Origin of the sequence: Agrobacterium tumefaciens, assembly GCA_025559845.1 — a bacterium.
Lineage (GTDB): Bacteria > Pseudomonadota > Alphaproteobacteria > Rhizobiales > Rhizobiaceae > Agrobacterium.
Genome location: CP048469.1, coordinates 1,354,597 through 1,379,062 on the forward strand (window position 1 = coordinate 1,354,597; position 24,466 = coordinate 1,379,062).

Consider the following 24,466-nt stretch of genomic DNA (forward strand, 5'->3'; position numbering starts at 1 on the left):
AGGAGGCTGATAAGCAATGCCGACGTCAGGAATTCTGTTCAGATGGAATCGGCATGCTCGCACCAACGCTCCGCACTTTGAGGAACATATCGCTCGCTCACCTCGCGGGAACCTACGTAACGCTGCTGGTTTTTTTCATGGCAGGCGCTTCGGTTCCGGATCAGGTGTTGAAATCACCGTTGATAGCGTGGATGATGTTGCCAGTCATCTACCCGATTACGTTACCGTTGGTTGTGCCTTTCGCCGTATTGTCGCTTTTCATCATCAACAGGTACCGCCTTCAGGCTCGTTGGACTTTCACGCTGGCAGGTGCGGTATCGGGATTATGCTCGGTCCTGCTCATTGGGTATTTCATGCCCGGTTTCTGGAAAGAGGGCCCCTATATTCTTTGTATCTCGGCAACCGTGGGCGGCGCCGTTGCAGGGCAGATATTCAAGCTGGCGACGGGTTCTGCCTCGCGCCGACGAGGGCGTGAAAGATTTGTGGCTGATGAAAACTTTAGCTGAGCCATGGAGAGATTGCGACAAGGCAAAGTGTGACAGATGCACCCCATTGGACATACTGAAGCGTTTTGATCCGGGCAGTGGATGCACCGCGAACGGCAGTGCGGAGACCCACGACCAGCATGACCAGCGCCAGGGGTAAACCGAAGAACAGATAAACTAACTCTGGATAGGACTCGTTCGGGCGTCCCATTTCTTGCCAGGCCAGTGGTGTGAACGAGAGCACCGCCATCACCAAGACGCAAACCGCGCCGAGAACTACTCCAATATAACGCGACACTGCACGCTCCGATGCCCGGTGAAAATATTTCCCTGTGATTATAGAGGCTTGGTGACGGCGTCAATTTCGACACGAGCCCCGCCGCCTCCTCCCTTCGCCGCATCATGCGGCTAATCAACCTCTTTCGTTCCCCACGCATAATGCTCCACAATGCCCTGCTGGTTGCGGATGAGGTGGCCGGCCAAAATGGGGTCGCCGCCTTTCATGGTTTCGGCATCCGCGCCGCACAGATGCAGGAACATGCGCTGGTGAAGGACGGCGGCGAAATAGTCCTGGGGTGGCGGGGGTTGCGTTGCTTCCTCGCTTTTCCATCCTTCCGATACCTGCGTCGTCGCATCTTCCAGCGCCTTCAGAACCTCAGCCATCATGCCTTCGGTGGCCCGTTCGATGAGGTCGTTGATGTGCCTTTCGGCGGGCGTGAGGACGGGGCAGGAATTGCTCATGCGAAGATCTCCCATAGACGTGCGTGCTGTTCTGACGTGGCTTCACCTTAGAGGAGAATGTGTCGGTTTTGGGCGGTGGGCTGGTGGAGTTATACCGGATGAGAATTTTACCACTGCCCTCAAACGCAGTCCAAAATAATTATTGACCGATCTATCAATAATGGATATCCAGTCAGCATGGCTAGACCGAGAGAATTTGATCGTGATGCGGCGCTGGACAGTGCCTTGCGGGTGTTTTGGGCAAAGGGTTTTGCTGCGACATCGACCGATGATCTGCTGGGCGCGATGGGGATCGGCAGGCAGAGCCTGTATGGTGCGTTTGGCGACAAGCGTACGCTTTATCTTGAGGCACTGGATACCTATCAGCGGCGCACGGTATCGGGTCACCTGAAAAGGTTGAGCGATGCCGCCTCGCCTCTGCAGGGCATCCAAAACCTGCTGACCGGGCTGATCGCGGAAGATGAAAACGAGCGGGTGCTGGGCTGCATGGGCGTCGGTTCACTCGGCGAGTTCGGCATTACCGATGCGGAACTGAATGAGCGGCGTGGCAAATCCAGCCAGGTGCTCGACACGCGCATTGCCGAGCGTATCCGGCAGGGTCAGGCGTCGGGAGACATAGACCCAGCCCTTGATCCGGCCGAGGCATCCGCATTCGTGCAGATGACGATGACGGGGCTGCAGCTTGCGGCGCGCAGTGGTGCCGCAGCCGCCGATCTCAAGGCCATGGCGCGCTTTGCTGCGCAACGCCTGACACCATGAGACCGTAAAATACCGAGACTGGCCTCCCGCGACGGGAGGTTTTTATATGCTTAATTATGGATCGATCAGTCAATAAAGGAGACGATCATGACGACAGGTGAACGCAGGACGGCCCTCGTTTTTGGCGGTGCACGCGGCATTGGCGCTGCGGCAGTGGAAAGACTGGTGAAGGATGGTTTCGACACCGCCTTCACCTATGTCTCGCGGCCCGATAGCGCCAATGAACTCGTGGCGAAACTTCAGGCTGCCGGTGGTCGCGCCGCTGCCATTGAGGCCGATAGCGGCGATCCCTCGGCCATCCGCGCCGCCGTGGCAAAGACGGTCGATCTTTTCGGACCGCTGGATGCCGTTGTCGTCAATGCCGGAATTCTGCGCCTCAACACGGTTGAAGATGTCAGCCTCGAGGAGCTGGATCAGATGCTGGATATCAATGTCCGGGGCGTGTTCCTGTCCATTCAGGCGGCCGTGCCGCATATCAGGGATGGAGGACGCATCATCACCATCGGCTCCAATGTGGCAATCAGCACCGGTCATCGCGGTTCCAGCGTCTACCAGTTCACCAAGACGGCGGTTGCGGCAATGGTGAAGGGTATCGCGCTCGATCTTGCGCCACGCCGCATCACCGTCAACAACATCCAGCCCGGCCCGACCAACACGGATATGACCTCCGATCTGGTGGCGATGCTGTCGGAGAAAAGCCCTCTGAAACGCGTCGCCGACCCTGCCGAGATTGCCGGCGTTGTGGCGTATCTCGCCAGCCCCGCCTCGTCCTATATGACCGGTTCAAGCCTGACCATCGATGGCGGCTTGACGCTCTGATCGGCCGCCGGCACGCGGCAATCCGTAGCGCCTGTCAAAAAAAAATCGGCAGGAGCCGGAACCGAATGTCGCGATGCGCATTGATTAGCCGGACAAGCCTCCCCCTCTTTGTCCATCCTGCCCGCAATTTTGCGGGTTTCGGCACCCTTTGAGACCCTCCCGACGGAGGGTTTCTTTTTGAGTTTTGCCCGTCACGCCTCATCCAGCAGAATGGCCATGCAGATGGTATCGCTGAATTGCCCGTCCACGCAGACACTGCGTTTGAGCAGCCCCTCCTTCACGAAGCCGACCTTTTCATAAAGCGCGATGGCGTTGGTATTATCGGAGCGGACGGAGAGCTCGACACGAAGAAAACCTTCTTCGCGCGCCTTGTCCAGAGCCGCGATCATCAGCCGATGCCCGATCCCCTTCCCGCGAAATTCAGGAATGATGCCCATGCCAAGGCTTCCGCGATGGGCGTGCGAGGGAAAGAAATGCCGCGAGATATCACACCAGCCGACCACGCGATCTGCCGCCATCGCCACCATGTGCGGATTGCGTTGCTCGATCATTCCGAGAACGAAGTCGCGCGTCTGCGGCAGAGGAAACGCCTCGAACATCGTCAGATATTTCCGCTCCCGTGCAACCGTATCGAGCGCGTGGTGATATCCCTCGATATGGTCGGCGGTAATCGACGTGATGTCGATCTGCCCCAGGGCATGTGTATCGGCCATGTCCACCCTCATTGGCATGTCGCAAAATCCTGCCGCAAGGTTAGTGGTGAAATTTCAGGCGATCAATGCGCGATGCAGCCGCCTCCCGCCTAATGGGATATCCGGCATTTCGACAGAATGTCGTCCACGACGGCAGCCAACGGCACTGTCGCATCGATATCGATGGCGTTGCGGGGAATGTCTTCCTTGCTGGCCAGCAGTTGCAGCACGAATGTCCGCTCGTCCGGCCTGCCGCCAAACTCGTCGTCCGGGCGCACGGCCAGCCGCTGTATCAGGGTTTCGGCATCGAGACTGAGCACGAACACGCCGTCGAACAGGTCGATGAAATGATCGAAGTTTCTGGAGCCGCCGCAAAAGAACGACACGTAACGGCTCTTGTCGGCAATCAGCGATGTGACCTTGGCGACATCCCACAGGTGGTGGCGATGGGTGAAGGCGAAGTCGGCGCGATTGTGTTCCAGGGCCGAAAGATCGATAGGCTCTCCCGTGACGGGATCGCCCTTGTAGGCCAGTTCCCGGTCGCCATGCACGACATGGTAACCGCGCCGCTGCAGCTCCGTGGCGACGGAGGTTTTTCCCGCGCCCGATACGCCTTCGATGAGGTAGTTGCGGATACCCATATCGCCTCGTCTCAAAACAGCGGTTCTGTTCTCCAGCCAGGATCTTTGCCATGACTGTCGGCCGAACATGCCTCAGCTTTATGACGCCGCTTTCAACGCATTTCTCGCAAAACTGGCGTTGACCGTTCTCATTCCTGAGGCGACACTCCGGCCAGTCACAGGATGGGAGGAACAGATGGCAGAACTAGACCGCTGGCGACACATGCGGAGCGCACCGAAAGATGGCAGCCGCATTCTGGTGACCATTCGCCCCTCCGAACAGGGGCCGGGAACGGTCGATCTCGCCTACTGGTCGAATGGCGACAGATATGGTGCCGAAGCCTGGCGTTCCTCCGATTCCGCACCGGGCCGGATCATCGAATATGCCGACCCGGAGCTGAAGTGTTGGATGCCGATGCCCTCGGCCAATCTGGAACAGATGACATTGCCGTCCCCCTGGGAGGGTGAGGATGCGCAGGAGCTGGATGGATCGGGCATCTAACCCGGTCCTTGAGCGCAGAGCACCGCATCACAACGCGTCCGAGGTCATTTTGCGGAGAGGCCGCCGTGCTCAATCTTGCCTTCTATTGCGATCAGATCATCCCTGAAAACCGGGCAATCGACGAAAGGCTGCTGGCGGTGATGGCCGCAAAAGGCCCCGGACGGCGCATCGCCTATATTGCATCCGGGCCGGAGCCGGACAGGCGGTTTTTCCTTGAGCGCGTCGACTATTACGCGCAATACGGGCTCGATCTCTGCATCTTCCACGATCTGGATGAGACGCACGGCGCAGACGACGAGGCTGCACTGTTTGGATGTGACGCGATTCACCTGACCGGCGGTCATACGGCAGATTTTCTCGCCCGCCTGAAACGCAGCGGGCTGATGCCACGCCTCAGACAATGGGCTGTCGATGGCGGTGTGCTGATTGGCACAAGTGCGGGCGCCATTCTGCTGACGCCGACAATTGCCACCGACGCGCTGTTTACGAACACCGCACCGGAAGAAGCGATGGAGGAAACGGCACTCGATCTCGTGCCCTTCGAGTTCTTTCCGCACCTTGATGAGCGCCCGACATTTCTGGCCGATCTGATCCGTTACAGCCGTTTCACGCCAAGACCCGTTCTGGCGTGCCGGGATGGCGACGGGCTGGTGGTGAGCAATGGCCTGCTGGAATGCATCGGCCAACCCCTGTGGATCGAAAAGGGTGAAACGCGCCCTGCCCGCACCATGCCGTTAAGCGCCATCAGTGCGTAGACGCGAAGCGGCAAGACGATTATGTCAGCGGAGCGCTGCCTGCCGTATCTGTCTTTCCCATGATGAAGGTGAACCATGACGTTCGAGACCAAGCTCAAGCCGCTCTCGCCAGATGATATCGATCTGGAGACCCTGTTTGCCGATGGCCGGATGGCAAAGCAGATCCGCTTCATTCTCGAGGTCGAAAAGCTGAAAACCGTGCTGCGCATGACGCCGCTGCTCGATGCCTCCCGCCGGGAAAACGATGCCGAACACACCTGGGAACTGGCGCTGATGGCCGTTCTGCTGGCTGAATATGCCGACGAACCGGTCGATCTTGCCCGCGTGGTGAAGATGATCCTCATCCACGACATCGTCGAGATCGATGCTGGCGATACCTTCATCTACGACGCCAAGGCCGTGACGGATCAGGAAGCGCGCGAAATAGCCGCCGCCGACCGGCTGTTCGGCCTGCTGCCGGAAGATCAGGCAGCGGAGTTTCGCGCGCTCTGGGACGAGTTCGAGGCGAGAAAGACAGCCGAGGCGCGTTTTGCCAGAGCGATGGACCGGCTGCAGCCTTTGCTGCACAACTTCTTCACCAGCGGCGGCACCTGGCATTCCGCCGGTGTGACAAGGGATATGGTGATGGAACGCAAGGCCGTCATCGCCGGTGCCTCCAGCCGCCTGTGGACGGCGGCACAAAGCCTGATCGACGAGGGTGTGCGCCGGGAGTTTCTGGCTGAGGCCGCGCCTGTTGCTCCGCAGGAATAGTCATCAAACCCTGGTGTTTTCGGGATTTGCACGCAAGACTGCCTGAAGGAAGCATGGGAGACTGAACAATGCGTTTGTCCGGCGGGTGTTTTTGCGGCGCGGTGGAATACGCGGTCGAGGATGCGTTCGTCTATGCCGCGATGTGCCACTGTTCGGGCTGTCGCCGTGCGACGGGATCGGCTTTCAAGGCCTTTGCCGGCATTCAGCGCGAAAAGCTTGTTGTGACCAAAGGCAACGCCGACCTGATGATCTATGGCCAGCCGGACAATCACGATGCTCACTGCGGTATCTGCGGTTCGCTGCTCTATTCCCTCGTCCGCGATGCCGCCTGGGTGCATGTGACGATGGGTACGCTGGTGGACGCGCCCTCTATTCGCCCCACCCACCACATTTTTGTTGGGTCGAAAGCGCCCTGGTACGAGATTACCGACGACCTGCCGCAATATGACGGGTTCAACTGAACGCCCGGCATGCCTATTTGCCGCTTCTGACCGACCAGATCGCCCCTGCCATCAGGGCAAGCCCGACAAGCTGAATGGCGGAAAGCGTGTGGCCATAGACCTTCCAGTCAATGATGAAGGCCGTGAGCGGATAGACGAACTGCAGCACGGCAATGCGGCCGGTGCTCAGGCGGGCAAAACCGGCATACATCACCGCATAGGCAAGCCCGGTGTGAATGGCGCCAAGCCCGACCAGCCAGGCAATCGCCGCACCATCCGTCGGCCAGCCATAAAGTGCCGGCCACCAGAGGGTGAAGGCCGCACCCACCAGGCATTGCCACCATGACAGCGCAAAGGACGTGACCGAGGTCATGGACTTCGCCACCAGCGGCACGCCGGCATAGATGAACGAGCCGAACAGGCTCATGCCGAGGCCGAGCATAAACCCGTGGCTCAACGTGACGGCACCCGCCAGCCCGTCCACCACGCCGGTGCTCAGCACCAGACCGGCAAAGGCGACAAGGGCGGCGAAAACCTGCGCCGAGGACACCTTTTCGCGCAGCAGCCAGGCACCCAGCGCCATCGTCCAGAACGGCTGGATGTGAAACACCACGGTCGAGATGCTGATGGAGGTTCTGGGAATGGCGGCGAAATGCAGCGCCCAGCTCATGGTCATCAGGATGCCGGTGACAAGTGCGCCGAACAGCGCACGGCCGCGCAGCCTGATTTCCGGCAGACGCCGGGACATGGCGCCCCAGATCAGAAGCGAAAGACAGCCGAAGGTGCAGCGAAACGCCACGGTGGTGATAGGGTCCTGCCCCGCCTGCACCACAAAAACCCCGACTGTGCCAAGGATCAGCCCGCCCAGCACCAGCAGCATGGTGCCCTGACGCTCACGCGCCGAGGGTTCCCCGGCCAAGGGTGCGGGGGCGGATGACAGAACGGATGGTGCGGTAGGTTGCTGCGTGCTCATGGCAAGACAATCGCGCGAAGAGACTATCCTGAAAAGCGAATATTCATTAGGATAAGCATTCGATTTTCGAATGAGGGAAGTTGCCATGCACGACCTGCAGATCGACTGGCTGCGCGCCTTTATCGCGGTAGTGGATTCCGGCTCGATTACGGCGGCATCCCGGCAGGTTTCCCGCTCGCAATCTGCCGTCAGCATGCAGCTTAAAAAGCTGGAGGATTGTGTCGGGCATACGCTGCTCGATCGTGGTCCGCGCACTCTCTCGCTCACACCGGCCGGTATCGATCTCCTGTCTTACGCCCGGCAACTGACGGAACTGCACGGGCGGGCGCAACTGGCCATGCGCGGCGCCACCATTTCAGGCAAGGTCAGCATTGGCGTGCCGGACGATTATATCTCCAGTCATTTTGCGTTGATGCTGCGTTCGCTCGCCACCCGCTTTACCGATGTCGAGATTACGGTGGTCTGCGAACCATCCAGCTCGCTCCTGCCGCGCATCGATCGGGGCGATCTGGACGTGGCGCTGGTGACACGCGACACGGCGGCACGCGGTGAACCGGACAGAGGCCGCTTCCTGTTTCACGAACCTCTGGTCTGGGTCGCCTCTGACCAGCACGAAGCCTGGCGCAGAGACCCCCTGCCGCTGGCGCTGCACGAACTGGGCAACCGGTTTCGAAACGAGGTTCTGGCCGGTATCGAGGCGCTGGGGCGCGACTACCGTGTGGTCTATGGTTCGCCCAACATCACCGGGCAACTCGCCATCGTCAAAGCCGGCCTCGCAGTCGCCGCAGTCGCCCGCTGCAGCGCCCCCGCCCACCTCAAACTGCTGGATACCCGCCACGGCCTGCCCGACCTGCCCAAAATGGAAGTTGCCCTCGTGCGAAGCCGGGATTCCAGACGCTCCGCAGCTGTGGAAGCGATCTATAACGAGGTGCTGCAGACGCTTGATGCGCAGGCGTGACGCCTATCCGCTGGAGGCAGCCGCCGTATGCCCCCGCGCCAGGGCCAGAAACGCCTTCAACCATGCCGACAGGTTACGACGACCGGGGTAATAAAGGCAGAACCCCGGAAATGGCGGCGTCCAGTCATCAAGCAGGCGAATCTGGCGACCCTTGACGGCTCAGCAAGTCTGCAAGTAGCCTCTGATAATGTTGATGATCCGCGTTCTTTCTGGTCTCCCACCCTACGGGTCTCCAGCTCTATCCTTCCCAATGCCACACGCCTTTCAGGAAGGTTTTGTTCTGGAATTCACCCCAGAAAACGGAAAAACGTGGGTGGGGAACTTCGCGATGCCACGCCTTGATGGCTTCTCCGCCGTCTATAAGGAGTTTGGTTCCAAAGCGGTGGTCGTTGTTTCCGGTGGCGCTGGATATATCGTTGACTGTGAGGATCGCAGACTCGTCCGCGAGATCAACGGACCAATTGATCAATGCTGGTATCAGCCCGAATTACACGCCTTAATTTTTTCGGATGGATTGGGTTTCGAGTGCTTCGATGATCACCGAACACTTTGGCGGAGTCCTCGGATTTCGTGGGACGGCATACGAAACATCGATTGCTCGGACATGATGGTAACCGGAGAGGCGTACGATCCGTTTTCTGATAGCTGGCTTCCAATGCGACTCGACCTTAGAGCCGTCACATTTACGGGCGGGTCATATCCAGCCGCAAACAATGAAGATAATGCTGCGATCAAAACTTCCATGGGGCCCAACAGCTAAAATGGTCGAGGCTCTTCGTTGTCTGAGAGCTTCTCCAAATCACGGCTGTAATCGACTTGCCTCTATATACCACTCAGGCCCGCATCCTCGGCGTCTTCGCAAAGACGCTCAGGCCCAGCCAGTCCTGCATGTTGTGGGCAAGGCCCCTGTCGCCTTCCAGTTTGAGGGTTGATGCGTCGATTTCCTGACGGATGGTGGAGATGCCCATCCAGATGGCGGTCATGGAGCGCAGGGCGCCTTCGACGAGGAGGTCGACGTCGTAGCCGGGGTCGAAATTGCAGAGGTCGACCTGGCCGTTTTCCACCACCAGCCACCAGCATCGCTGCGAGGCGGAAAGTTCGGGGTACAGAAACTGAATCGTGCAGCGGCGCGGCGGCAGTCTTCCGGCATCGAGGTTGCGGCGCATGTCCCACATCAAGAGAGACGGGTCGAGGTTCTTGAGCGACAGGCGCGACTCCATCCAGCGCTGCGACCAGTTGCCCAGCCCGACGATCAGCGGGCGCAGCTCCTCGCCAGCGGCGGTGAGCTGGTAATCGTTGATGCCGCCGGCATTGCGCGTGACCGTGATGATGCCGGAGTGTTCGAGTTCCTTCAGCCGCTTGGACAGCAGCGCCGGAGACATTTTGGGCAGGCCGCGACGCAGCTCGTTAAAGCGTGTCGAGCCGCAGAGGAGTTCGCGCACCACCAATGGCGTCCAGCGCGAACAGAGGACTTCCGCTGCCATAGAGACGGGGCAGAACTGCCCATAGCCGTGACGCTCTACCATGGGGACCTCCAGAGGTCTGATGGCCCCAAGAATATTGCAAAGCGGCCGTTCCGCCAATGCCCCATCCGGGTGTGCCCCGCCCGCAACGACAAGGCGGTTCGACCGAGGTTTTGAGCAGTACAGTTCCTGAACTAGCGGCAGCTCTGAAACGGGCGCAAAATTTCAGTCCTGATCTCGAGGAGGAGGACTTGAAATGCTCGGGCTTGTAGAACCAATGGAAAGACCGGTCGGCGGTCCCTCGATTGCCGAACGAACCCGTTCCGTGTTGCAGACGCTTGCGGAACGCGCCGCATCGATCGATGAAAACGATGACTTCGTGGGCCAGAATTACGGCCTGTTGAAAGAGGCCGGTCTGGTGCATGCGGGTGTTCCCGAAGAGCTGGGCGGGCTGGGTGCAGAGGTGCCGGAACTGGCAGAGATGCTGAAATCGCTGGCGCATGTCTGCGGCTCCACCGCGCTTGCCTTTTCCATGCACACCCATCAGGTCGCCATTCCCGCCTGGCGCTGGCGCCACCAGAAGGTGGCGGCGGTGGAACCGCTGCTGAAACGTGTGGCGGCCGACAGGATCATTCTGCTCTCAAGTGGAGGGTCGGACTGGATCGGCGGATCGGGCAAGGCAACGAAGGTGGATGGCGGCTACCGCATCGCGGCACGCAAACGCTTCACCTCCGGTGCGGCCGCAGGCAATGTTCTGATGACCGGCGCGATTTATGAAGGCGACGACGGCAGCCGCAGCGTCATTCACTTTGGCGCACCGATGGCCGCGCCCGAGGTTTCCATAGAGGAGACCTGGCGCACGATGGGCATGCGGGGCACCGGCTCGAACGATGTCATCATCGATGACCTGTTCATACCGGATGCGAACGTCGCCTTTTCCAGAACAGCAGGACAATGGCATCCGGTGTTCCAGGTCATCGCCACGGTGGCCTTTCCGCTGATCTATGCCGTCTATCTCGGCATCGCCGAAAACGCTCGCGACATTGCCATCAACATGGTGCGCGGCAAGACCAGCAGCGAGCACACGATTGGCCTGATCGGGCGCATGGACACGGCACTGAGAGCCGCACAGCTTGCCCACCGCTGGATGCTGGAGGTGGTGGCGAAAAACGCGCCTTCGGCCGAGACGGTCAACGAGGTGATGATCGGTCGCTCACTGGTGGCACGCCACGCCATCGAGGTGGCGGAACTGGCCATGGAGGTTGCCGGTGGCGCCGCCTTCTATCGCGACAACGGGCTGGAACGCTGCTTCCGCGATATTCAGGGCGCGCGTTACCACCCCATGCAGCCGGGCGCCCAGGCACATTATGCCGGAGCATGCGCACTGGGATTGCCGACGGACACGATCTACTGATCGAAAACGCTGGCCGGTCCTGTCCGGCCAGCCCCAACCGGTGCCCTAGCAAGCGGGCCGCAGATAGGTCCTGAAATAGTCACCCGATGTCCAGATGCCAGCCCTGAGCTTCGCATCCACCGCTTCGGGTGTGGTGGGGACCAGCAGCAGCATACGCTCGGCGATGGTATCACCGGGCCGCATGATATCGGCGATGCAGGCCAGTTCTTCATCGAGATCGATATCCTCCGGCAGCGCCGCCATACGTCGCTCCGCCAGAATGGCGACCTCGTGCAAGGCGTTGCGCAGCCCCAAAAGCTCAAGATCGTCAGGGCTGAGAGCTGCGGTATCGAGCGAAATGCCCCCCGCATCCCAGCCTGCAAAATCAAGGTTTTCGATCTGCTCTCGGACGAATTGTAAAATGGATTTTTCCAGCTTGTTGAGAGAGTTAAACAGGTTTTCTCGATCATTGCGTGAGAGTGCGGACGGAATGAATGTCGGGTTCAGGGTCAGCTTGAACATCAGGCCCCACCCCTGACTCTGGCAAGGCCGTCTGAGACGGCGATGTCGCTCCAAGAAAACATTCTGCAACTCTCTCCTGTAGATTATGCCGGGATGATAAGCGCGTCCGGCGCATGTGGGCAAGCGAAATATGAATTAATTCCTATATCATTTGCGTTTCGAGACATATGTCGTTCTAATTCATATGGTTAGGTGGCTAGGAAAAATTTCAACCTGAAATATGGTTCCGGAATTGGGGTGAAACACCGGCGATAGGTCTCGATCGATGCGATCAGCGGCCTATCCGTCTTGCCCTGAAACAGATTTTGGCACTTGCCGGACTGTCATTTAGAAAGCCGGGATTTCGTGTTTCGATGCTAAAATAACGCTTCTTTCTAGTGCGCAACAAACTCCAGCAATACATTGATATAAAACGAATTTAATCGCGATGGCAGGACGTTTTTCAAGGTGTTTATGTTTGACGTTTACGTCAAATCTTGTGGCGAGTGCGATGATAGCCGGAGACCGGAAAATGACGTGGTTTAACAAGGCCGTCACCTTCATCCGCCGCTTGGGCTGCTGCACATTCACATGGCCCATACACCCACCGTGATACCGCTGATGCCGGACGTCAATGTCGGCTCAATCCCACCCCGTTTATGCGCATCGCCCCTCTGGAGGGGTGAGAACCAGCTCGCCAACGATGTGCAGCACGGCCCGGCAAAACGCTGGATGTGAAGCCTGAGCATCTATCGGCGCTACAGGCGCGGCGGTATCGAACCGGCCGGGAGATTTCACCGCCTTCGTTTCAGGTCACCTCGCTTCAGGCCACCTCTTTGTGCAGCGCCACCGCATCGGCCCACTCGGCGGCGGCATAGCGGCCGACGCGCGTTCTGTCGTTCTGGATGATCAGGGCAATGCGCCTGAACAGTTCCGCCTCGAATGGTGTCTCCAGCTCTGCCACGTCCGACAGGCAGGTGCCGTCTTCCAGATAAAGTTCCGTCACGAGGAAACCTTCGTCATCGCCTTCCAGTTCGGCGCGGCCGGAAATCATCACACCGCTGTCAAAACGACCATGCACGGCGATGCTGAGTTCATCGAATTCGAATGTGGCGCTGATGGGTGCCAAGGCGTCTCTCCTGATTGCTGCGGCTTCCGGCCAGAACAGGGCAGACTTGGTTGTCGTGTAAATCAGGCTGCAAACAGCGAGGCGAAGCGAGTGCCACTGACCATTTCCGGTGGCTTCCGGAAGCTTAGGGAAAGCGCCTTTTTTCCTCTATGCGTTTGAAAATGAATAAGTGATGCAGGTGTTTTCAAAAACCGGCATAGGGCCTGAAGAACAATGCCTCCAGCCTTCGGCCCGCCCGCTGTTTTTGCATGATATCTGCGGAGCTGTTTGGAGCCGATGCGCGTCACTTAAACATTTTCAATGTCTTGCTGACGTTTTCTCACACAACCATTGAGCTGTTAGAGGAATTCCGAAACGGAGGCATGACGCGCTATGACATCACTGACGCCAAAACAGGCCCGCTTTGTGGACGAATATCTGCTGGATCTGAACGCCACGCAGGCCGCCATCCGGGCCGGTTACCGCAAACATGCGGCGGGCAGAATGGGCTCGCACCTGCTGAGAGACCCTGCCATTGCCGCAGAGATCGAGACGGCGAAAAAGGAGCGCGCCGCACGCACGCAGATCGATGCCGACTGGGTGCTGAAACGCATTGGCGAAGAACTCTCGGCCGACATGGCCGATCTCTATGACGACCACGGTGATCTCCTGCCGATCGAAGACTGGCCGCTGATCTGGCGGCAGGGTCTGGTCTCGGGCGTGGATATTCTGGCGCTTTATGAAGGCGAAGGTGAAGACCGCAGGCTGGTTGGGCAGGTGAAGAAACTGAAGCTGGTGGACCGCACACGGCGGCTGGAACTGGTTGGCAAACACATCAGGGTCAATGCCTTCCAGGAGGTGTTTGAGCACAAGGGGCTGAACGCGCTGGCCGACCGGCTGGAGCGGGCCGGCAAACGTCTGGAAAGCGATGCAAGACCCCTCGCCGCACCTTTGAGCGATGGCGCGGCCCACGCTGAGATCGACACAGGAATGCAAGAACAGGACGCCGCAGACGATGCCACCAACCCCTGACAGCGACGACAACAGGCTGATCGAGCTTGCCGCCTCCTGCCGCTTCAGTCCGAGGCGCTGGAGCCGGCTGGCGTGGGACTGGGGGGTCGGCGAACTGGCCGGTCACGATGGCCCGCGCGGCTGGCAGGATGACATCAACGACATCATTGGCCGGCATCTCGAAAACCCGGCAACGCGGTATCAGCCGCTGCAGATCTCGGTGGCATCCGGCCACGGCATTGGCAAGTCGGCGGAAATGGGCATGTTGTCCAACTGGGCCATGTCCTGTTTTGCCGATTGCCGCATCGTCACCACCGCCAACACCGAGGGCCAGCTTCGCACCAAGACCGCGCCGGAAATCGGCAAGTGGTTTCGCATGTCGATCACCGCCCACTGGTTCGACATTCAGACCATGTCGATCAAGAGCAGAGACCCGAGACGCGGCGAGAGCTGGCGGCAGGATTTCATTCCCTGGAGCGAACACAACACCGAGGCCTTTGCCGGGCTGCACAACAAGGGGAAGATCATTCTGCTGCTGTTCGACGAGGCCTCGAAAATCCACGACAGGGTGTGGGAGGTTGCCGAAGGTGCGCTGACGGATGAAGACACCGTCATCATCTGGGTGGTGTTTGGCAACCCGACGCGCAACAGCGGCCGCTTTCGCGAATGTTTCCGCCGCTTCCGCCACCGCTGGATTGGCCGGCAGATCGACAGCCGCACCATTCCCGGCACCAACAAGCAGTTCCTGCAACGCATGGTCGATGACCACGGCGAAGACAGCGATTATGTGAAGGTGCGAGTCCGGGGGCAGTTCCCGTCGCAATCCGCCATGCAGTTCATTTCCGCCGACGACGTGGACAAGGCGCGCGCCGTGCACCTGCGCAACGCGCAATATGGCTTCGCCCCCGTCATCATCGGCGTCGACCCCTCATGGACCGGCGACGACCCGACCGTGATCATGCTGCGGCAGGGGCTGTTTTCCAGACGCCTCGCCTCCATTCCCCGCAACGACAACGACATCGAGGTGGCAAACCTGATTGCCCGCTTTGAAGACGACTATCAGGCCGACGCCGTGTTCGTGGATGCGGGGTATGGCACCGGCATCGTCAGCGCCGGCACAACCATGGGCCGCTCCTGGCAACTGGTATGGTTCGGCTCCACCAGAACGCTCGACCCCGGCTTCTACAACATGCGCTCCTACATCTGGGGGCAGATGAAACGCTGGATCAAGGCAGGCGGCGCCATCGACCCACGGAACGAAACGCTCTATCAGGACCTCGTCGGCCCCGAAACCGTGGCCCGCATCGACGGCAAGATCCAGCTTGAAAGCAAGCAGGACATGAAAGAACGCGGCATCCCCTCCCCAAACGAAGGCGACGCCCTTGCCCTCACCTTCACCCAACCCGTCACCAGAAAACTGCGCACCCGCAAGGCCGTAACCCTGCCGGATGGCACCACGGTTTATGAACCGGGCGTGATGCGCGCGGATACGGAATATGATCCGTTGGGTGGGTGAGTGTTTGGGGTGGGTTAATCGCTGTTGTTTGCCAGCAATAGGATGACCGGGTCAGAGCTATCTCGCGCCCGGATGTAGCTGCTCTCTATCAACGTGCGAAGGCGTAGTGCATCGGAAGCGATCTTGTCGAGGTTTTCCTGTGTGCAATCGATGGGATAGAGCCCTTCGGCAAGTCTCGGCCTGTTGTATTCGCAAGTAAGTCCTATTTTACCGATCGCAGCGAGGTATGCAGACAACGACGAAGCCCGAACGTCGCCCGGTGCGAGACGCCCATGCTGAGCAGCATAGAACTGCCGGCCGATATCATCGAGTTTTTCCTTGATCGACCCATTCGGTGTCAGGACGGTCGCAATCATCGCGACCTGCATGCACACCAATCCACCGCACTGATGCTCCAGGGCAAGCCATTGGCGGTCGTTCGAGAGCTTAGGCGCCGAACTGACGAACGCCAGAACCGGCACGATACGTTCAAACCCTTCGTCCTGTCCTGAAACTGGTGTGTTGTTTTTGAAGAATAAATCTCTGGAGCGCGAGAACATCGATACCGGCAGTGCCTTGACATCAACTCCGCCTGTTTTGCGACGTTGCTGTAGCTCGCCTTCCGTTACAATCATAAGAAGTCCATCACCTGCGCGAGATCGGTTATACGTGTAGGTAATTGTTCTGGCACGCATGTCCGAGGTGAGCAATACCGCTGTTGGGGTGACGACCACCCGCGCAGCCGTCACGCTATCGGCTTTGTCATCAGCGGGCTGTCTGGCGATGGGTCGATTACATGCCAGCCCAGTTTCTCGTAAAATGGCACGGCGTTTCGCGCAGCGTGGACATCCAGCCTCTCTACCCCTTTTGTGGCGGCGAAGGATTGCAGTCTTCGCATCATCGCCGAACCGACGCCACGCCTCTGGTACTCGGGCAGGACCGCGACCAGCCGAACAATGCCGACGCCAGCTTGCGCGTCTGCCATATCAAGACGAACGGTTCCGACCGGCGTGCCATCGAGGCTGAAAAGCAGGGGAAAGTGCCCTTCCCGGTGCTCGTCCGGATGGGTTGGATCATAATTCTCCTGACCGCGCAGTTCGAAGAGAACATGGCGGCGAATGGCGTGGTATGCCTTCCAGCCGTCGACGTCGTGAGCTTTCAACAGCCGCAATTCCATCCCGTCGCTCCCATCCCGTAAAGCAACAGACTGGAACGTTACGCCGGATAGGTCCAGAGCTCATCATCCGCCTTGATCGCGGCGACCGTCGCTCTTGCGCGAATATCCGTATCGGGCTGCTGGTCGAGCGCCATATGATCCGTCTCTATCGTGACCAGAAACGCAACCACCTGTTCGTCAGGAGCACCACGCCGCAGCATGCCGGCGGCCTGAACCAGATAGGCGTCATATTCATCGGCAAAAGAAAGCGCCTCGCCCTCGTCCCACCGCCAGCCGGGACCGAGCAGACCGATCGGGTCCCACAAAGACCAGCCGATGTCTCTCAATCGGGAGAGCCTGATTTTGGGCGGCGGCGTCAGAGGGGGCATTGGTTCTTCCGGATTGCTGTCTGGTGGACGCGTCTCACCACGTTGATGCTTCGTTGTCCATTCTTTGATGAGACGCTTGGCACGGTTTGATGGACGTGGCATCGCGCAATCCGAATGTTATGGTGTCACCTCCTGACTTCTGGGGGAAATGCATGATCTGTGTGATCGATTTGATGATGGGAAGGTTGATGACGCCAAGCTACGGACAGATACTTGGAGCCGTTGGTCAGAAAGGACGAACATTTTTTTCAGCGTGGAACATCCCTCAGGGTCATTGCGCTGCATGGCCCACAGTTGCATTGCGATGACCTTGCCTGACAAAATAGCCAGAACAGTCAAAACCCTCCAGGCAGCCGGTGGTTTGAAGCGCGTTCGGATCGTGGAACGGTCTGACGGCGTTTATCGCCTCGCACCCGAAGAATGGTACAGGTCAATCGATGAGGGAAAACTCATCGCCGAGGGATGGAAACCGATATACGAGCAGTTCGGACTTTTCGGCGATGTCGCATCGGCCGAGCGTGAAGCAATATCAAGCTTTGACTGGCTGTCGGTTGATTCACGCTCCGGTGATTAGGACACCTCTGCCCAAAACTACTCCGCCCAGCGCAGGTCGCTGGTGAAGGTGATGGTGATCCAGCGGTCCGGGCCTTTGCCGCCGATGGCGTCGCCGAGTTCGTCTCTGAGCGTGTCCCATTCCAGCAGCGAGCGGGTAGCGCGGTCTTCGGGCACGATGATGTAGACGCTGATTTCGCGTGAGCGGCCGGTTTTTGCGACATAGGCGCGGAAATCGCTGAAGCCGTGGCGTTCGACGAACTCTGTCGTGACGGAGCGGACGTGGCGGCGCAGATCGGCAGGCGTAATCATCAGAATATCCGCCAGCGCATCCCGCACTGTTCTGATGGGCAGCGGAATGATGACGAGGCAGACGAGCACCAGCGCGACAGGGTCGACATAGGGAATGAGCCAGGCAAAGCTGGTTCCTTCCAGCAGCAAGGCCGTGCCGAATGCCACCAGCAGGGCGCCGGAAATGCCGCCGCCGACCAGCCAGCCCTTCACATCGAGCCCGATCAGCGCCGAGCCGATCTTGCGGTTGGCAACGCTGGCGATGCGCGCCATGACAAGGCTGATGACGAGGGTAACGGCGGCGTAGGCCACGGCCGCATCCATGCTGAGTTCCGTGCCGCCATTGAGAATGGTGCCGAGCGCATTGACCAGCGCGTAAGCTGCCACGGTGAAAAGCAGCGTGCCGTTGAGGCCGAGGACGATGGGTTCCAGATGCCAGAAGCCCATGGAAAAGCGCTTGCGAAACCGCTCCGAAAGATTGCCGACGATCTGCGTGTCGGCCAGGATCAGCTTTGCCACCCACAGCGACAGAAGGCTCATGATCGTATCGAGGAACGAATAGATACCGTCGAAGATGATCGAGGCCGAACCGGACAGGATACCGGTGACAATGCCGAACGTCGCAACGAGGATGGTCATGGAAATGGACAGGCGAAAGACGCCCTGCTCATCTCGAAGATGATAAAAATCTCTAAGGGGGGTGGAAAACATTCTTCTTACTCAAACAGTTTTGTCGGTCCGGCGAAAGCGCATCATGCCACAGAGGCGTTGCCTTCGCATGTCTGCGGCGGATCAGCGCCGCGCGGCTTCGATACCTGCGCGCAACATGTCGACCGCGCGGTCGAAAACCTCTGTTGCATGCAGGTGGCGGTAACGGGGTTGCAGCCGCCTTGTGAGCGGGTATTCCTCCGGCGGAAGTGTGTTCAGTTCCAGATCGTCCTGCGCCGATGTGGGGCGGATCAGGCCGGAGATTTCCCCCATGCACAGGCCGATGATGCCGGCGTACCAGGCAAGGCTGACGGCGGGCATGTCCTCATCCTGCAAACCGGCCTCCACCAGCGCGCCATGCACCATTTCGATATGGGCAAAATCCGCCCTGCCCGTGCTGAGATAACGCTGAAACAGTGCAAAGGTGGCCGGGTAGGAAAGCGCGATCTGTCGGTACTGCCCGGCCAGTTGCCGCAGCCTGTCGGCCCACGGCTGGTCGCCTGAAACAAGGGCGAGCCTGGCGGTCAGCCCGTCTGCCATGGCGCGCAGGAGCCCGTCCTTGTTCCTGAAATGATAAAGCACGGCCATCGGATCGCAGCCGAGCCGCTCCGCCAGCTTTCTCACGCTGAATTTCTCCGCGCCGATCTCTTCCATCAGCGCGATGGCGGTGGCTGTCATCAGGGATTTGTCGAGCCCACGGGCGGACATCTGGGTTTCGGTTCTGGTCATCATCAACTCCGTGGCATCAGCCAATAGCATGCTTGCAAAGTTATTTCTACAGTGTAGAGATTGCCGCCGTTTGATGAGACGTATCGGGAAATCGTGATGTCCTGGAATAATCGCTGGTTGGTGCTCGCTGTGGTGTCGAGCGCATTGCTGCTCATCGTCATCGACATGACGGTGCTCTACACGGCCTTGCCGCGCCTGACGCAGGAGCTGCAGGCAAGCCCCTCTGAAAAACTCTGGATCGTCAATGCCTATGCGCTGACGGTGGCCGGACTGTTGCCCGCTTCCGGTGCGCTGGGTGATCGTTACGGCGCAAAGCCGCTGTTTCTCGGCGGTCTTCTGGTGTTTGGCCTCGCCTCCCTGCTTGCCGCCTTCGCACCCTCGCCCAACGTGCTGATTGGCGGGCGTGTCGCGCTGGCGATCGGGGCGGCCATGATGATGCCGGCAACGCTTTCCATCATTCGCCACACCTTTGAGGATGAGCGCGAGCGCAGCCTTGCCATCGGCATCTGGGCTGCCATTGCCTCTGGCGGTGCGGCCTTCGGGCCGATCCTCGGCGGTTTTCTGCTGGAGTTCTTCTGGTGGGGGTCGGTGTTCCTGATCAACGTGCCGATCGTGGCGCTGGCGCTGGTGCTGGGCAGCCTGTTCGTGCCGAACAAGAAAGGCAGCGCGCATCACCCCTTCAGCCTCATGGCCTCGGTGCAGATCATGGTCGGTCTGGTTGCCTCCACGCTCGCCATCAAGGAATTCGGCAAGCCGGAACCGTCACTTGCCATCGCCGCGATTGCCGGTGTGACCGGCATTGTTTTCGTCTCTGCCTTCATTCGCGGCCAGCGCCGTGCGGTCCGACCGATGCTCGATCTGCGGCTGTTTGCCAATGCCAGTTTCAGCGGCGGTGTCATCGCCGCGCTCATTGCCGCATCAGCCCTGATCGGCCTGGAACTGGCAATGACGCAGCGTTTCCAGCTTGTGCTGGGGCTTTCGCCACTGGAAGCGGGTATCAGGCTCCTGCCCCTGCCGCTCGCGGCGTTTCTGGCCGGTCCGATTGCCGGCCGGCTTCTGCCACGCTTCGGCATGCGCATGCTGCCGGTGTCGATGGCGCTGATGGCCGTGGGCGGGCTCATTCACCTCTTCGCCATGCAATCGCTCGTCGTTGAAATCGTCTCGATGGTGGTGATCGGCATTGGCGTCGGCGCGACGATGACCTCCGCCTCCGCCTCGATCCTGCACAATGCGCCGGCGGAAAGCGCCGGCACGGCTGCCTCCGTGGAAGAAGTCTCGTTCGAACTCGGCGGCGCTATGGGTGTGACCATTTTCGGCAGTGCGCTTGCGGCCATCTACAGCCATGCATTCGAGGGTGACGGTGTGGCCGCCGAAGGCATCGATCAGGCCATGCGGCAGGCACAAAGCCTGACAGGACCGGCCAGCGATGCGCTGCAGCGCGCCGCCGCGGCCGCATTCAACCTGTCGTTCATGTCGGTTCTGGCGGCGGCAACCGCCATCGTTCTGGCGGGTGCCGCGCTGGTGGCATGGATGGCAACCCGGACCGAAGGAGCAAACTCATGAACACGCTGGCTGGAAAGATCGCCGTCATCACCGGGGCCGGCCGTGGCCTGGGCGCCGCCTTCGCCCTGTCACTTGCCGATGCGGGCTGCGAACTGGTGCTGTGCGGCCGCAGGACCGAAGATCTGCAGACCATCGCAACGCTTGTTGCGGAACGCGGTGGCAAGGAGCCCGAGATCATCGCGCTGGACCTTGCCGGAGCCCAGAGTATCGACGACGCCGTCAACCGGATCGCCGCTCGAAAAGACCGTGTCGATATCCTCATCAACAACGGCGCCATGTGGCTGGAAGCCAGCGACGAGCCCTATCGGCAGGAAGACGTGCTTGCCGTTATCAACGCCGCCATCACCGGCACATTCCTCTTCGTGCAAGGGCTTCGCCCGCTGATGCTGGCATCCGAAACACCCGATGTGGTGACAATCGGCTCGATCAGCGGCCTGCCGAATGCCGCCCTGCAATCCGTTTCCGTGCCGTTTTACGCCGCCAAACGCGGACAGGTCGCCCTTGCCGAAGGGCTCAGACAGGCGTTTTCAGGCAGCAGGTTCCGTTCGATTCTGGTCAACCCGCCCTATCTCGACGACGCCCGCCCCGACCAGCAGGACTGGATGGACGCTGCAACACGACAGAAGGGCGAACGCGGCACCAGCCGCGACGTGGTGGAAGCCGCCCTCTACGCCCTGACACGCCCCCGCCACATCTCGCTGACCATCGACATCGACGCCGACGACGGCGGGCTTTATCCCCCGGCATGAAACGCGGCAGCCAGAGCAACGGTAATTTCAGCTGATCCAGCACCTGTCGATGGTCTGGTGCCGGCAGCATCTTCAGGGTGTCACGCGGCACATTGAACGGCAAGGGATACAGGACGGCAGTTCCACCGCGACGCTCCTGACGACAATGCACTTCAAGCCATCGGCACCAGCGTGTAAGGAGCACCTGTGTTATTCGAGGAATTGACCATGACCGCGCAGATATCCTTTCGCCACGCCGTTCCTGCCGACGCCGAACGGTGTTTCGAGATCGAGGCTGGGGCCTATGAGGGCGACGAGGCCGCGACACTGGTGAAGATTTCGAAACGGATCGCGCAATATCCGCAAGGCTTCCTCGTGCTGGAAGCCGATGGGCGGATCGTCGGTTTCATCAATTCCGGTTGCGCCCACACGGTCGTCATGTCGGATGAAGCCTTCAAGGAGTTGGTCGGACACGATGCATCAGCTGCGAATGTCGTCATCATGTCTGTCGTTGTCGATACGGCCGAACAGGGTAAGGGCTACGCAAAAATGCTGATGAGCGGCTTCGTTGAAAGAATGCGGGCCATGGAAAAGCAGACAATCCATCTGATGTGCAGGGATCGGCACGTAGCCCTCTATGAAAAATTGGGCTACCGATATGTTCAGCCGTCCGACTCCGACCACGGTGGAATGGCCTGGCACGACATGATGATGACGCTCTGATTGGGGGAAGAATGCGCAGATTGATCATGGCAACCACCTTCGCCATTGCCACGGCTTTGACGCCAACCTGGCTTCTTGCCGGTTCGGTGATGGATCCGACCCCTCTCGACCGCTATGTCGGTGAGCAGACGGCGCCGAAAACGTTGCTCGTCTATACCGCGCCCACCTGTTCGAACTGTGTGGATTTTGAACGGCAAATCCTGCCGGAGCTTCACAAACGTTATGTCGAAACTGGCAAGCTTCGGCTGGTTCATCGCCCCTTTATTCGTAACTCGGTCGATGCTGTCGCCTTTATGGTGATTGCCAGCGTGAACGATGCGAACAAGGAAAAGGCGTTTGCAGCGTTCACCGACAATTTTGAGAAGATCACTCAGCCCGGGAGCAAACCGGTGATACACAAGATCGCCGCAAGCGTGGGGATCGACAGTGACGGCTTCGAGCGTCTGCTGAAAGATCAGAAACTGCTGGATGAGCTGAACCGCACGATGGCAACCGCAATGACGGTCTATGATGTACGGGGGACGCCGGCATTCTTCCTTGACGGGAAGCTGATTACCCCTGACGGAACGATCCGCCCTTTTGCCGAGGCAATGGACGCGAAAACGCCCTGACGGATACGGCCCGGCGAATGGCAATGGCGTGCACGCAGAGATGCCCTATGTCTGCTCCGCAGTCATGAAACGGTAAATCCAGACGTCATCAAGCTCGATCCGCTCGATTGCCTTTACATCCGCCGTTGCGATGGTCTGGCGCCAGAACTTTTCTGCGGCGTGGTTGTCCTTGAGAACGCTGAGTTCCCATATGCCGGGGTGGCGTTCCAGAAGACTGGTGAAGGCACCCTTGCCGACGCCGGCGCTGCGAAATTCCGGTTTGATATAAAACTCGGCGACCGCGAAATCCGTGCCCTTCAGCGATGTCGACCAGGTGTTGATGAGGGAGAAACCGGCCACAGCGCCGCCATGGTCGATGAAATACGGCCAGCGGTCCTGATCGGTCCAATAGCTGTCAAAATAAACATAATCGGCATCGACAGCACCATACTGGCTGAGTTCCTGCAGATACGTCGAAAGCATGCCCCGAAGCTGCCCCTTCTCCGCCTCGCCCACCGCTCGCAATCTGACCGACATGATTGAACCTCTGCGCCACTTTTGAGCGCACTATAATGTCCTGCTCTGCTTTTAGTCGAACGAAATGCCGCCGCGCAGCGACGAAGACGATGTGAAGGAAGGCCGCCTTGAGATTGTCTTGCCGGAATTGTCCAAGGCAAACATTCCGATTTCGCTGATCTATCCTAACCGCAAACACATTGCGCCGAAGGTCCGGCTGTTCATCCAGCATCTGGAGCGCAGTGTGAATAAGACGTCTCTTTGACGTGATTTTCTGGCCAGTTCAGTGGAGAAACATGAAAAGAATATCGGGCCTGCTGAGAAAACCACCGATAATCAGGCCGGCTATACCAAGGCCGATAGCACCGCCGATGCCGTGATTTTCCAGGCCGATCAGGACACCGAGCGTGGTGCATAGGAGTATCACCGATGCGGTCCAGACGATCTTGAAGATCGTGACCATGCGTTGCCACCGGGTCGGTGCTTCACCTGTCATGACACATTCTGTGCGCGCGACTGCTTTTCCCATGCTGATGTAATGGCGATTTTTCGGTTCTCCAGAGGCTGGTTTCAGGCACCTCGCGACCTCGGAAGGTGCAGCCGTTCCGCCGGCAATTCAGGCTGACAACCATTCATCGCGCACCTTCGCTTGAGATGGCCGGGTGGCCGTGTGGAGCAGCTTATGGATGACACCTTCGACATGGATCTGCGCGTCTTCGCCACCGGCCTGCCGGTGATGCGTGCGGGCGTGGTTCTGCGCCGCGTGCCAGCCACCGCTGTTCTCCCTGTTCCTGATAACCTCGGATGATTGCCATGTGCATGTTTTCTTCTCCCAAGACCACCGCCGCGGCCCCCGTTGCCCCGCCTGAATATGCGCAGCAGAAAACGCCTGATTATGCGGCCGCACAGGCCACCACGGCGCGGCGTGCCACCGACCGGATCAAGGGTGCGAGCAGCACCATCCTGACCTCGGCCACCGGCGTCGGCTCGCTGGCACAGACCTCTTCGCCCACGCTGACCGGCACGGACGGCAAGAAAACCCTGCTGGGAGCCTGA

33 protein-coding genes and 1 pseudogene are annotated in these 24,466 nt (G+C 59.5%); 19 read left to right on the forward strand and 15 right to left on the reverse strand.

Annotated elements, in window-relative coordinates; translation table 11 throughout:
• Positions 1-53 precede the first annotated feature (53 nt).
• On the forward strand, positions 54-506 hold the full coding sequence (locus tag FY156_06775) for a hypothetical protein (GenBank protein ID UXS01211.1): 453 nt from the start codon (positions 54-56) through the stop codon (positions 504-506).
• Here FY156_06775 and FY156_06780 read toward each other — a convergent pair.
• Both FY156_06780 and FY156_06785 read right to left on the reverse strand, forming a co-directional pair.
• Positions 499-783 carry a hypothetical protein gene (locus FY156_06780; GenBank protein ID UXS01212.1) on the reverse strand — a complete coding sequence of 95 codons (285 nt, stop codon included), beginning with the start codon at positions 781-783 and terminating at the stop codon, positions 499-501. The genes FY156_06775 and FY156_06780 overlap by 8 nt on opposite strands.
• 110 nt (positions 784-893) lie before the next feature.
• A complete protein-coding gene (locus FY156_06785) occupies positions 894-1,226 on the reverse strand; it encodes a hypothetical protein (protein UXS01213.1) in 333 nt (110 codons plus the stop codon).
• 177 nt (positions 1,227-1,403) lie between these two features.
• Here FY156_06785 and FY156_06790 point away from each other — a divergent pair, with 177 nt between their 5' ends.
• Positions 1,404-1,985, forward strand: a complete 582-nt coding sequence (locus FY156_06790; GenBank protein UXS01214.1) for a TetR/AcrR family transcriptional regulator — start codon at positions 1,404-1,406, stop codon at positions 1,983-1,985.
• Positions 1,986-2,072: 87 nt separating this feature from the next.
• Positions 2,073-2,804: an SDR family oxidoreductase gene (locus tag FY156_06795; protein UXS01215.1), complete on the forward strand. Its 732-nt coding sequence runs from the start codon at positions 2,073-2,075 to the stop codon at positions 2,802-2,804.
• A gap of 191 nt (positions 2,805-2,995) precedes the next feature.
• Here FY156_06795 and FY156_06800 read toward each other — a convergent pair whose 3' ends face one another.
• Positions 2,996-3,517, reverse strand: coding sequence for a GNAT family N-acetyltransferase (locus FY156_06800; protein ID UXS01216.1), 522 nt, complete (start codon positions 3,515-3,517; stop codon positions 2,996-2,998).
• An 89-nt stretch (positions 3,518-3,606) separates the two neighbouring features.
• The gene (locus FY156_06805; GenBank protein UXS01217.1) at positions 3,607-4,137 is read right to left on the reverse strand and encodes an AAA family ATPase; all 531 of its coding nucleotides are present in this window, start codon (positions 4,135-4,137) and stop codon (positions 3,607-3,609) included.
• Positions 4,138-4,312: 175 nt separating this feature from the next.
• Here FY156_06805 and FY156_06810 point away from each other — a divergent pair, with 175 nt between their 5' ends.
• From FY156_06810 to FY156_06825, 4 genes are all read left to right on the forward strand, one after another.
• Positions 4,313-4,618, forward strand: coding sequence for a hypothetical protein (locus FY156_06810; GenBank protein UXS01218.1), 306 nt, complete (start codon positions 4,313-4,315; stop codon positions 4,616-4,618).
• Between the two features lie 140 nt (positions 4,619-4,758).
• On the forward strand, positions 4,759-5,373 hold the full coding sequence (locus tag FY156_06815) for a type 1 glutamine amidotransferase-like domain-containing protein (GenBank protein UXS03051.1): 615 nt from the start codon (positions 4,759-4,761) through the stop codon (positions 5,371-5,373).
• Positions 5,374-5,448: 75 nt separating this feature from the next.
• Positions 5,449-6,123: an HD domain-containing protein gene (locus tag FY156_06820; GenBank protein UXS01219.1), complete on the forward strand. Its 675-nt coding sequence runs from the start codon at positions 5,449-5,451 to the stop codon at positions 6,121-6,123.
• Between the two features lie 68 nt (positions 6,124-6,191).
• Positions 6,192-6,584 (forward strand): GFA family protein, encoded by a 393-nt coding sequence (locus FY156_06825; protein UXS01220.1) that lies wholly within the window; start codon positions 6,192-6,194, stop codon positions 6,582-6,584.
• 13 nt (positions 6,585-6,597) lie between these two features.
• Here FY156_06825 and FY156_06830 read toward each other — a convergent pair whose 3' ends face one another.
• The gene (locus FY156_06830; protein ID UXS01221.1) at positions 6,598-7,536 is read right to left on the reverse strand and encodes a DMT family transporter; all 939 of its coding nucleotides are present in this window, start codon (positions 7,534-7,536) and stop codon (positions 6,598-6,600) included.
• Between the two features lie 85 nt (positions 7,537-7,621).
• Between FY156_06830 and FY156_06835 the strand changes: the two genes are divergently transcribed.
• Both FY156_06835 and FY156_06840 read left to right on the forward strand, forming a co-directional pair.
• Positions 7,622-8,494, forward strand: a complete 873-nt coding sequence (locus tag FY156_06835; protein ID UXS01222.1) for a LysR family transcriptional regulator — start codon at positions 7,622-7,624, stop codon at positions 8,492-8,494.
• Between the two features lie 193 nt (positions 8,495-8,687).
• Positions 8,688-9,254, forward strand: coding sequence for a hypothetical protein (locus tag FY156_06840; GenBank protein ID UXS01223.1), 567 nt, complete (start codon positions 8,688-8,690; stop codon positions 9,252-9,254).
• A 73-nt stretch (positions 9,255-9,327) separates the two neighbouring features.
• Here FY156_06840 and FY156_06845 read toward each other — a convergent pair whose 3' ends face one another.
• The gene (locus tag FY156_06845; GenBank protein UXS01224.1) at positions 9,328-10,020 is read right to left on the reverse strand and encodes a helix-turn-helix transcriptional regulator; all 693 of its coding nucleotides are present in this window, start codon (positions 10,018-10,020) and stop codon (positions 9,328-9,330) included.
• A 193-nt stretch (positions 10,021-10,213) separates the two neighbouring features.
• Between FY156_06845 and FY156_06850 the strand changes: the two genes are divergently transcribed.
• Positions 10,214-11,371, forward strand: coding sequence for an acyl-CoA dehydrogenase (locus tag FY156_06850; GenBank protein UXS01225.1), 1,158 nt, complete (start codon positions 10,214-10,216; stop codon positions 11,369-11,371).
• Between the two features lie 45 nt (positions 11,372-11,416).
• On the opposite strand, the gene FY156_06855 is transcribed toward FY156_06850, so the two are convergent.
• Entirely contained in the window at positions 11,417-11,872 is a 456-nt protein-coding gene (locus FY156_06855) for a hypothetical protein (GenBank protein ID UXS01226.1), read from the reverse strand.
• An 802-nt stretch (positions 11,873-12,674) separates the two neighbouring features.
• On the reverse strand, positions 12,675-12,980 hold the full coding sequence (locus FY156_06860) for a hypothetical protein (protein ID UXS01227.1): 306 nt from the start codon (positions 12,978-12,980) through the stop codon (positions 12,675-12,677).
• A 372-nt stretch (positions 12,981-13,352) separates the two neighbouring features.
• Here FY156_06860 and FY156_06865 point away from each other — a divergent pair, with 372 nt between their 5' ends.
• Positions 13,353-13,991 (forward strand): terminase small subunit, encoded by a 639-nt coding sequence (locus FY156_06865; protein UXS01228.1) that lies wholly within the window; start codon positions 13,353-13,355, stop codon positions 13,989-13,991.
• Positions 13,975-15,393: pseudogene (locus FY156_06870) on the forward strand (terminase). The gene FY156_06865 and the pseudogene FY156_06870 overlap by 17 nt, the downstream one beginning before the upstream one ends.
• Before the next feature lie 107 nt (positions 15,394-15,500).
• Here FY156_06870 and FY156_06875 read toward each other — a convergent pair.
• The 3 genes from FY156_06875 to FY156_06885 all read right to left on the reverse strand — a co-directional run bounded on the left by FY156_06875 (position 15,501) and on the right by FY156_06885 (position 17,010).
• Positions 15,501-16,100, reverse strand: coding sequence for a hypothetical protein (locus FY156_06875; protein ID UXS01229.1), 600 nt, complete (start codon positions 16,098-16,100; stop codon positions 15,501-15,503).
• Positions 16,101-16,210: 110 nt separating this feature from the next.
• Positions 16,211-16,642, reverse strand: coding sequence for a GNAT family N-acetyltransferase (locus FY156_06880; GenBank protein ID UXS01230.1), 432 nt, complete (start codon positions 16,640-16,642; stop codon positions 16,211-16,213).
• Between the two features lie 38 nt (positions 16,643-16,680).
• Positions 16,681-17,010 carry a hypothetical protein gene (locus FY156_06885; protein UXS03052.1) on the reverse strand — a complete coding sequence of 110 codons (330 nt, stop codon included), beginning with the start codon at positions 17,008-17,010 and terminating at the stop codon, positions 16,681-16,683.
• Positions 17,011-17,314: 304 nt separating this feature from the next.
• Here FY156_06885 and FY156_06890 point away from each other — a divergent pair, with 304 nt between their 5' ends.
• Complete coding sequence (locus FY156_06890) at positions 17,315-17,584, forward strand: hypothetical protein (protein UXS03053.1); 270 nt, start codon at positions 17,315-17,317, stop codon at positions 17,582-17,584.
• Positions 17,585-17,601: 17 nt separating this feature from the next.
• On the opposite strand, the gene FY156_06895 is transcribed toward FY156_06890, so the two are convergent.
• On the reverse strand, positions 17,602-18,564 hold the full coding sequence (locus tag FY156_06895; GenBank protein ID UXS01231.1) for a cation transporter: 963 nt from the start codon (positions 18,562-18,564) through the stop codon (positions 17,602-17,604).
• An 81-nt stretch (positions 18,565-18,645) separates the two neighbouring features.
• Positions 18,646-19,269, reverse strand: a complete 624-nt coding sequence (locus tag FY156_06900) for a TetR family transcriptional regulator (protein ID UXS03054.1) — start codon at positions 19,267-19,269, stop codon at positions 18,646-18,648.
• Between the two features lie 117 nt (positions 19,270-19,386).
• On the opposite strand from FY156_06900, the gene FY156_06905 reads away from it, so the two are divergent.
• The 4 genes from FY156_06905 to FY156_06920 all read left to right on the forward strand — a co-directional run bounded on the left by FY156_06905 (position 19,387) and on the right by FY156_06920 (position 22,915).
• Entirely contained in the window at positions 19,387-20,853 is a 1,467-nt protein-coding gene (locus FY156_06905; GenBank protein ID UXS01232.1) for an MFS transporter, read from the forward strand.
• Complete coding sequence (locus tag FY156_06910) at positions 20,850-21,602, forward strand: SDR family NAD(P)-dependent oxidoreductase (GenBank protein ID UXS01233.1); 753 nt, start codon at positions 20,850-20,852, stop codon at positions 21,600-21,602. Before FY156_06905 ends, FY156_06910 begins: the two co-directional genes overlap by 4 nt.
• 207 nt (positions 21,603-21,809) lie before the next feature.
• Positions 21,810-22,304: a GNAT family N-acetyltransferase gene (locus FY156_06915; GenBank protein ID UXS01234.1), complete on the forward strand. Its 495-nt coding sequence runs from the start codon at positions 21,810-21,812 to the stop codon at positions 22,302-22,304.
• 11 nt (positions 22,305-22,315) lie between these two features.
• Entirely contained in the window at positions 22,316-22,915 is a 600-nt protein-coding gene (locus FY156_06920; GenBank protein ID UXS01235.1) for a thioredoxin domain-containing protein, read from the forward strand.
• A gap of 45 nt (positions 22,916-22,960) precedes the next feature.
• On the opposite strand, the gene FY156_06925 is transcribed toward FY156_06920, so the two are convergent.
• The gene (locus tag FY156_06925; GenBank protein UXS01236.1) at positions 22,961-23,431 is read right to left on the reverse strand and encodes a GNAT family N-acetyltransferase; all 471 of its coding nucleotides are present in this window, start codon (positions 23,429-23,431) and stop codon (positions 22,961-22,963) included.
• 64 nt (positions 23,432-23,495) lie between these two features.
• Between FY156_06925 and FY156_06930 the strand changes: the two genes are divergently transcribed.
• Positions 23,496-23,675: a hypothetical protein gene (locus FY156_06930; GenBank protein ID UXS01237.1), complete on the forward strand. Its 180-nt coding sequence runs from the start codon at positions 23,496-23,498 to the stop codon at positions 23,673-23,675.
• An 18-nt stretch (positions 23,676-23,693) separates the two neighbouring features.
• Here FY156_06930 and FY156_06935 read toward each other — a convergent pair whose 3' ends face one another.
• Positions 23,694-23,906, reverse strand: coding sequence for a hypothetical protein (locus FY156_06935; protein ID UXS01238.1), 213 nt, complete (start codon positions 23,904-23,906; stop codon positions 23,694-23,696).
• A gap of 317 nt (positions 23,907-24,223) precedes the next feature.
• Here FY156_06935 and FY156_06940 point away from each other — a divergent pair, with 317 nt between their 5' ends.
• The gene (locus FY156_06940) at positions 24,224-24,466 is read left to right on the forward strand and encodes a hypothetical protein (protein UXS01239.1); all 243 of its coding nucleotides are present in this window, start codon (positions 24,224-24,226) and stop codon (positions 24,464-24,466) included.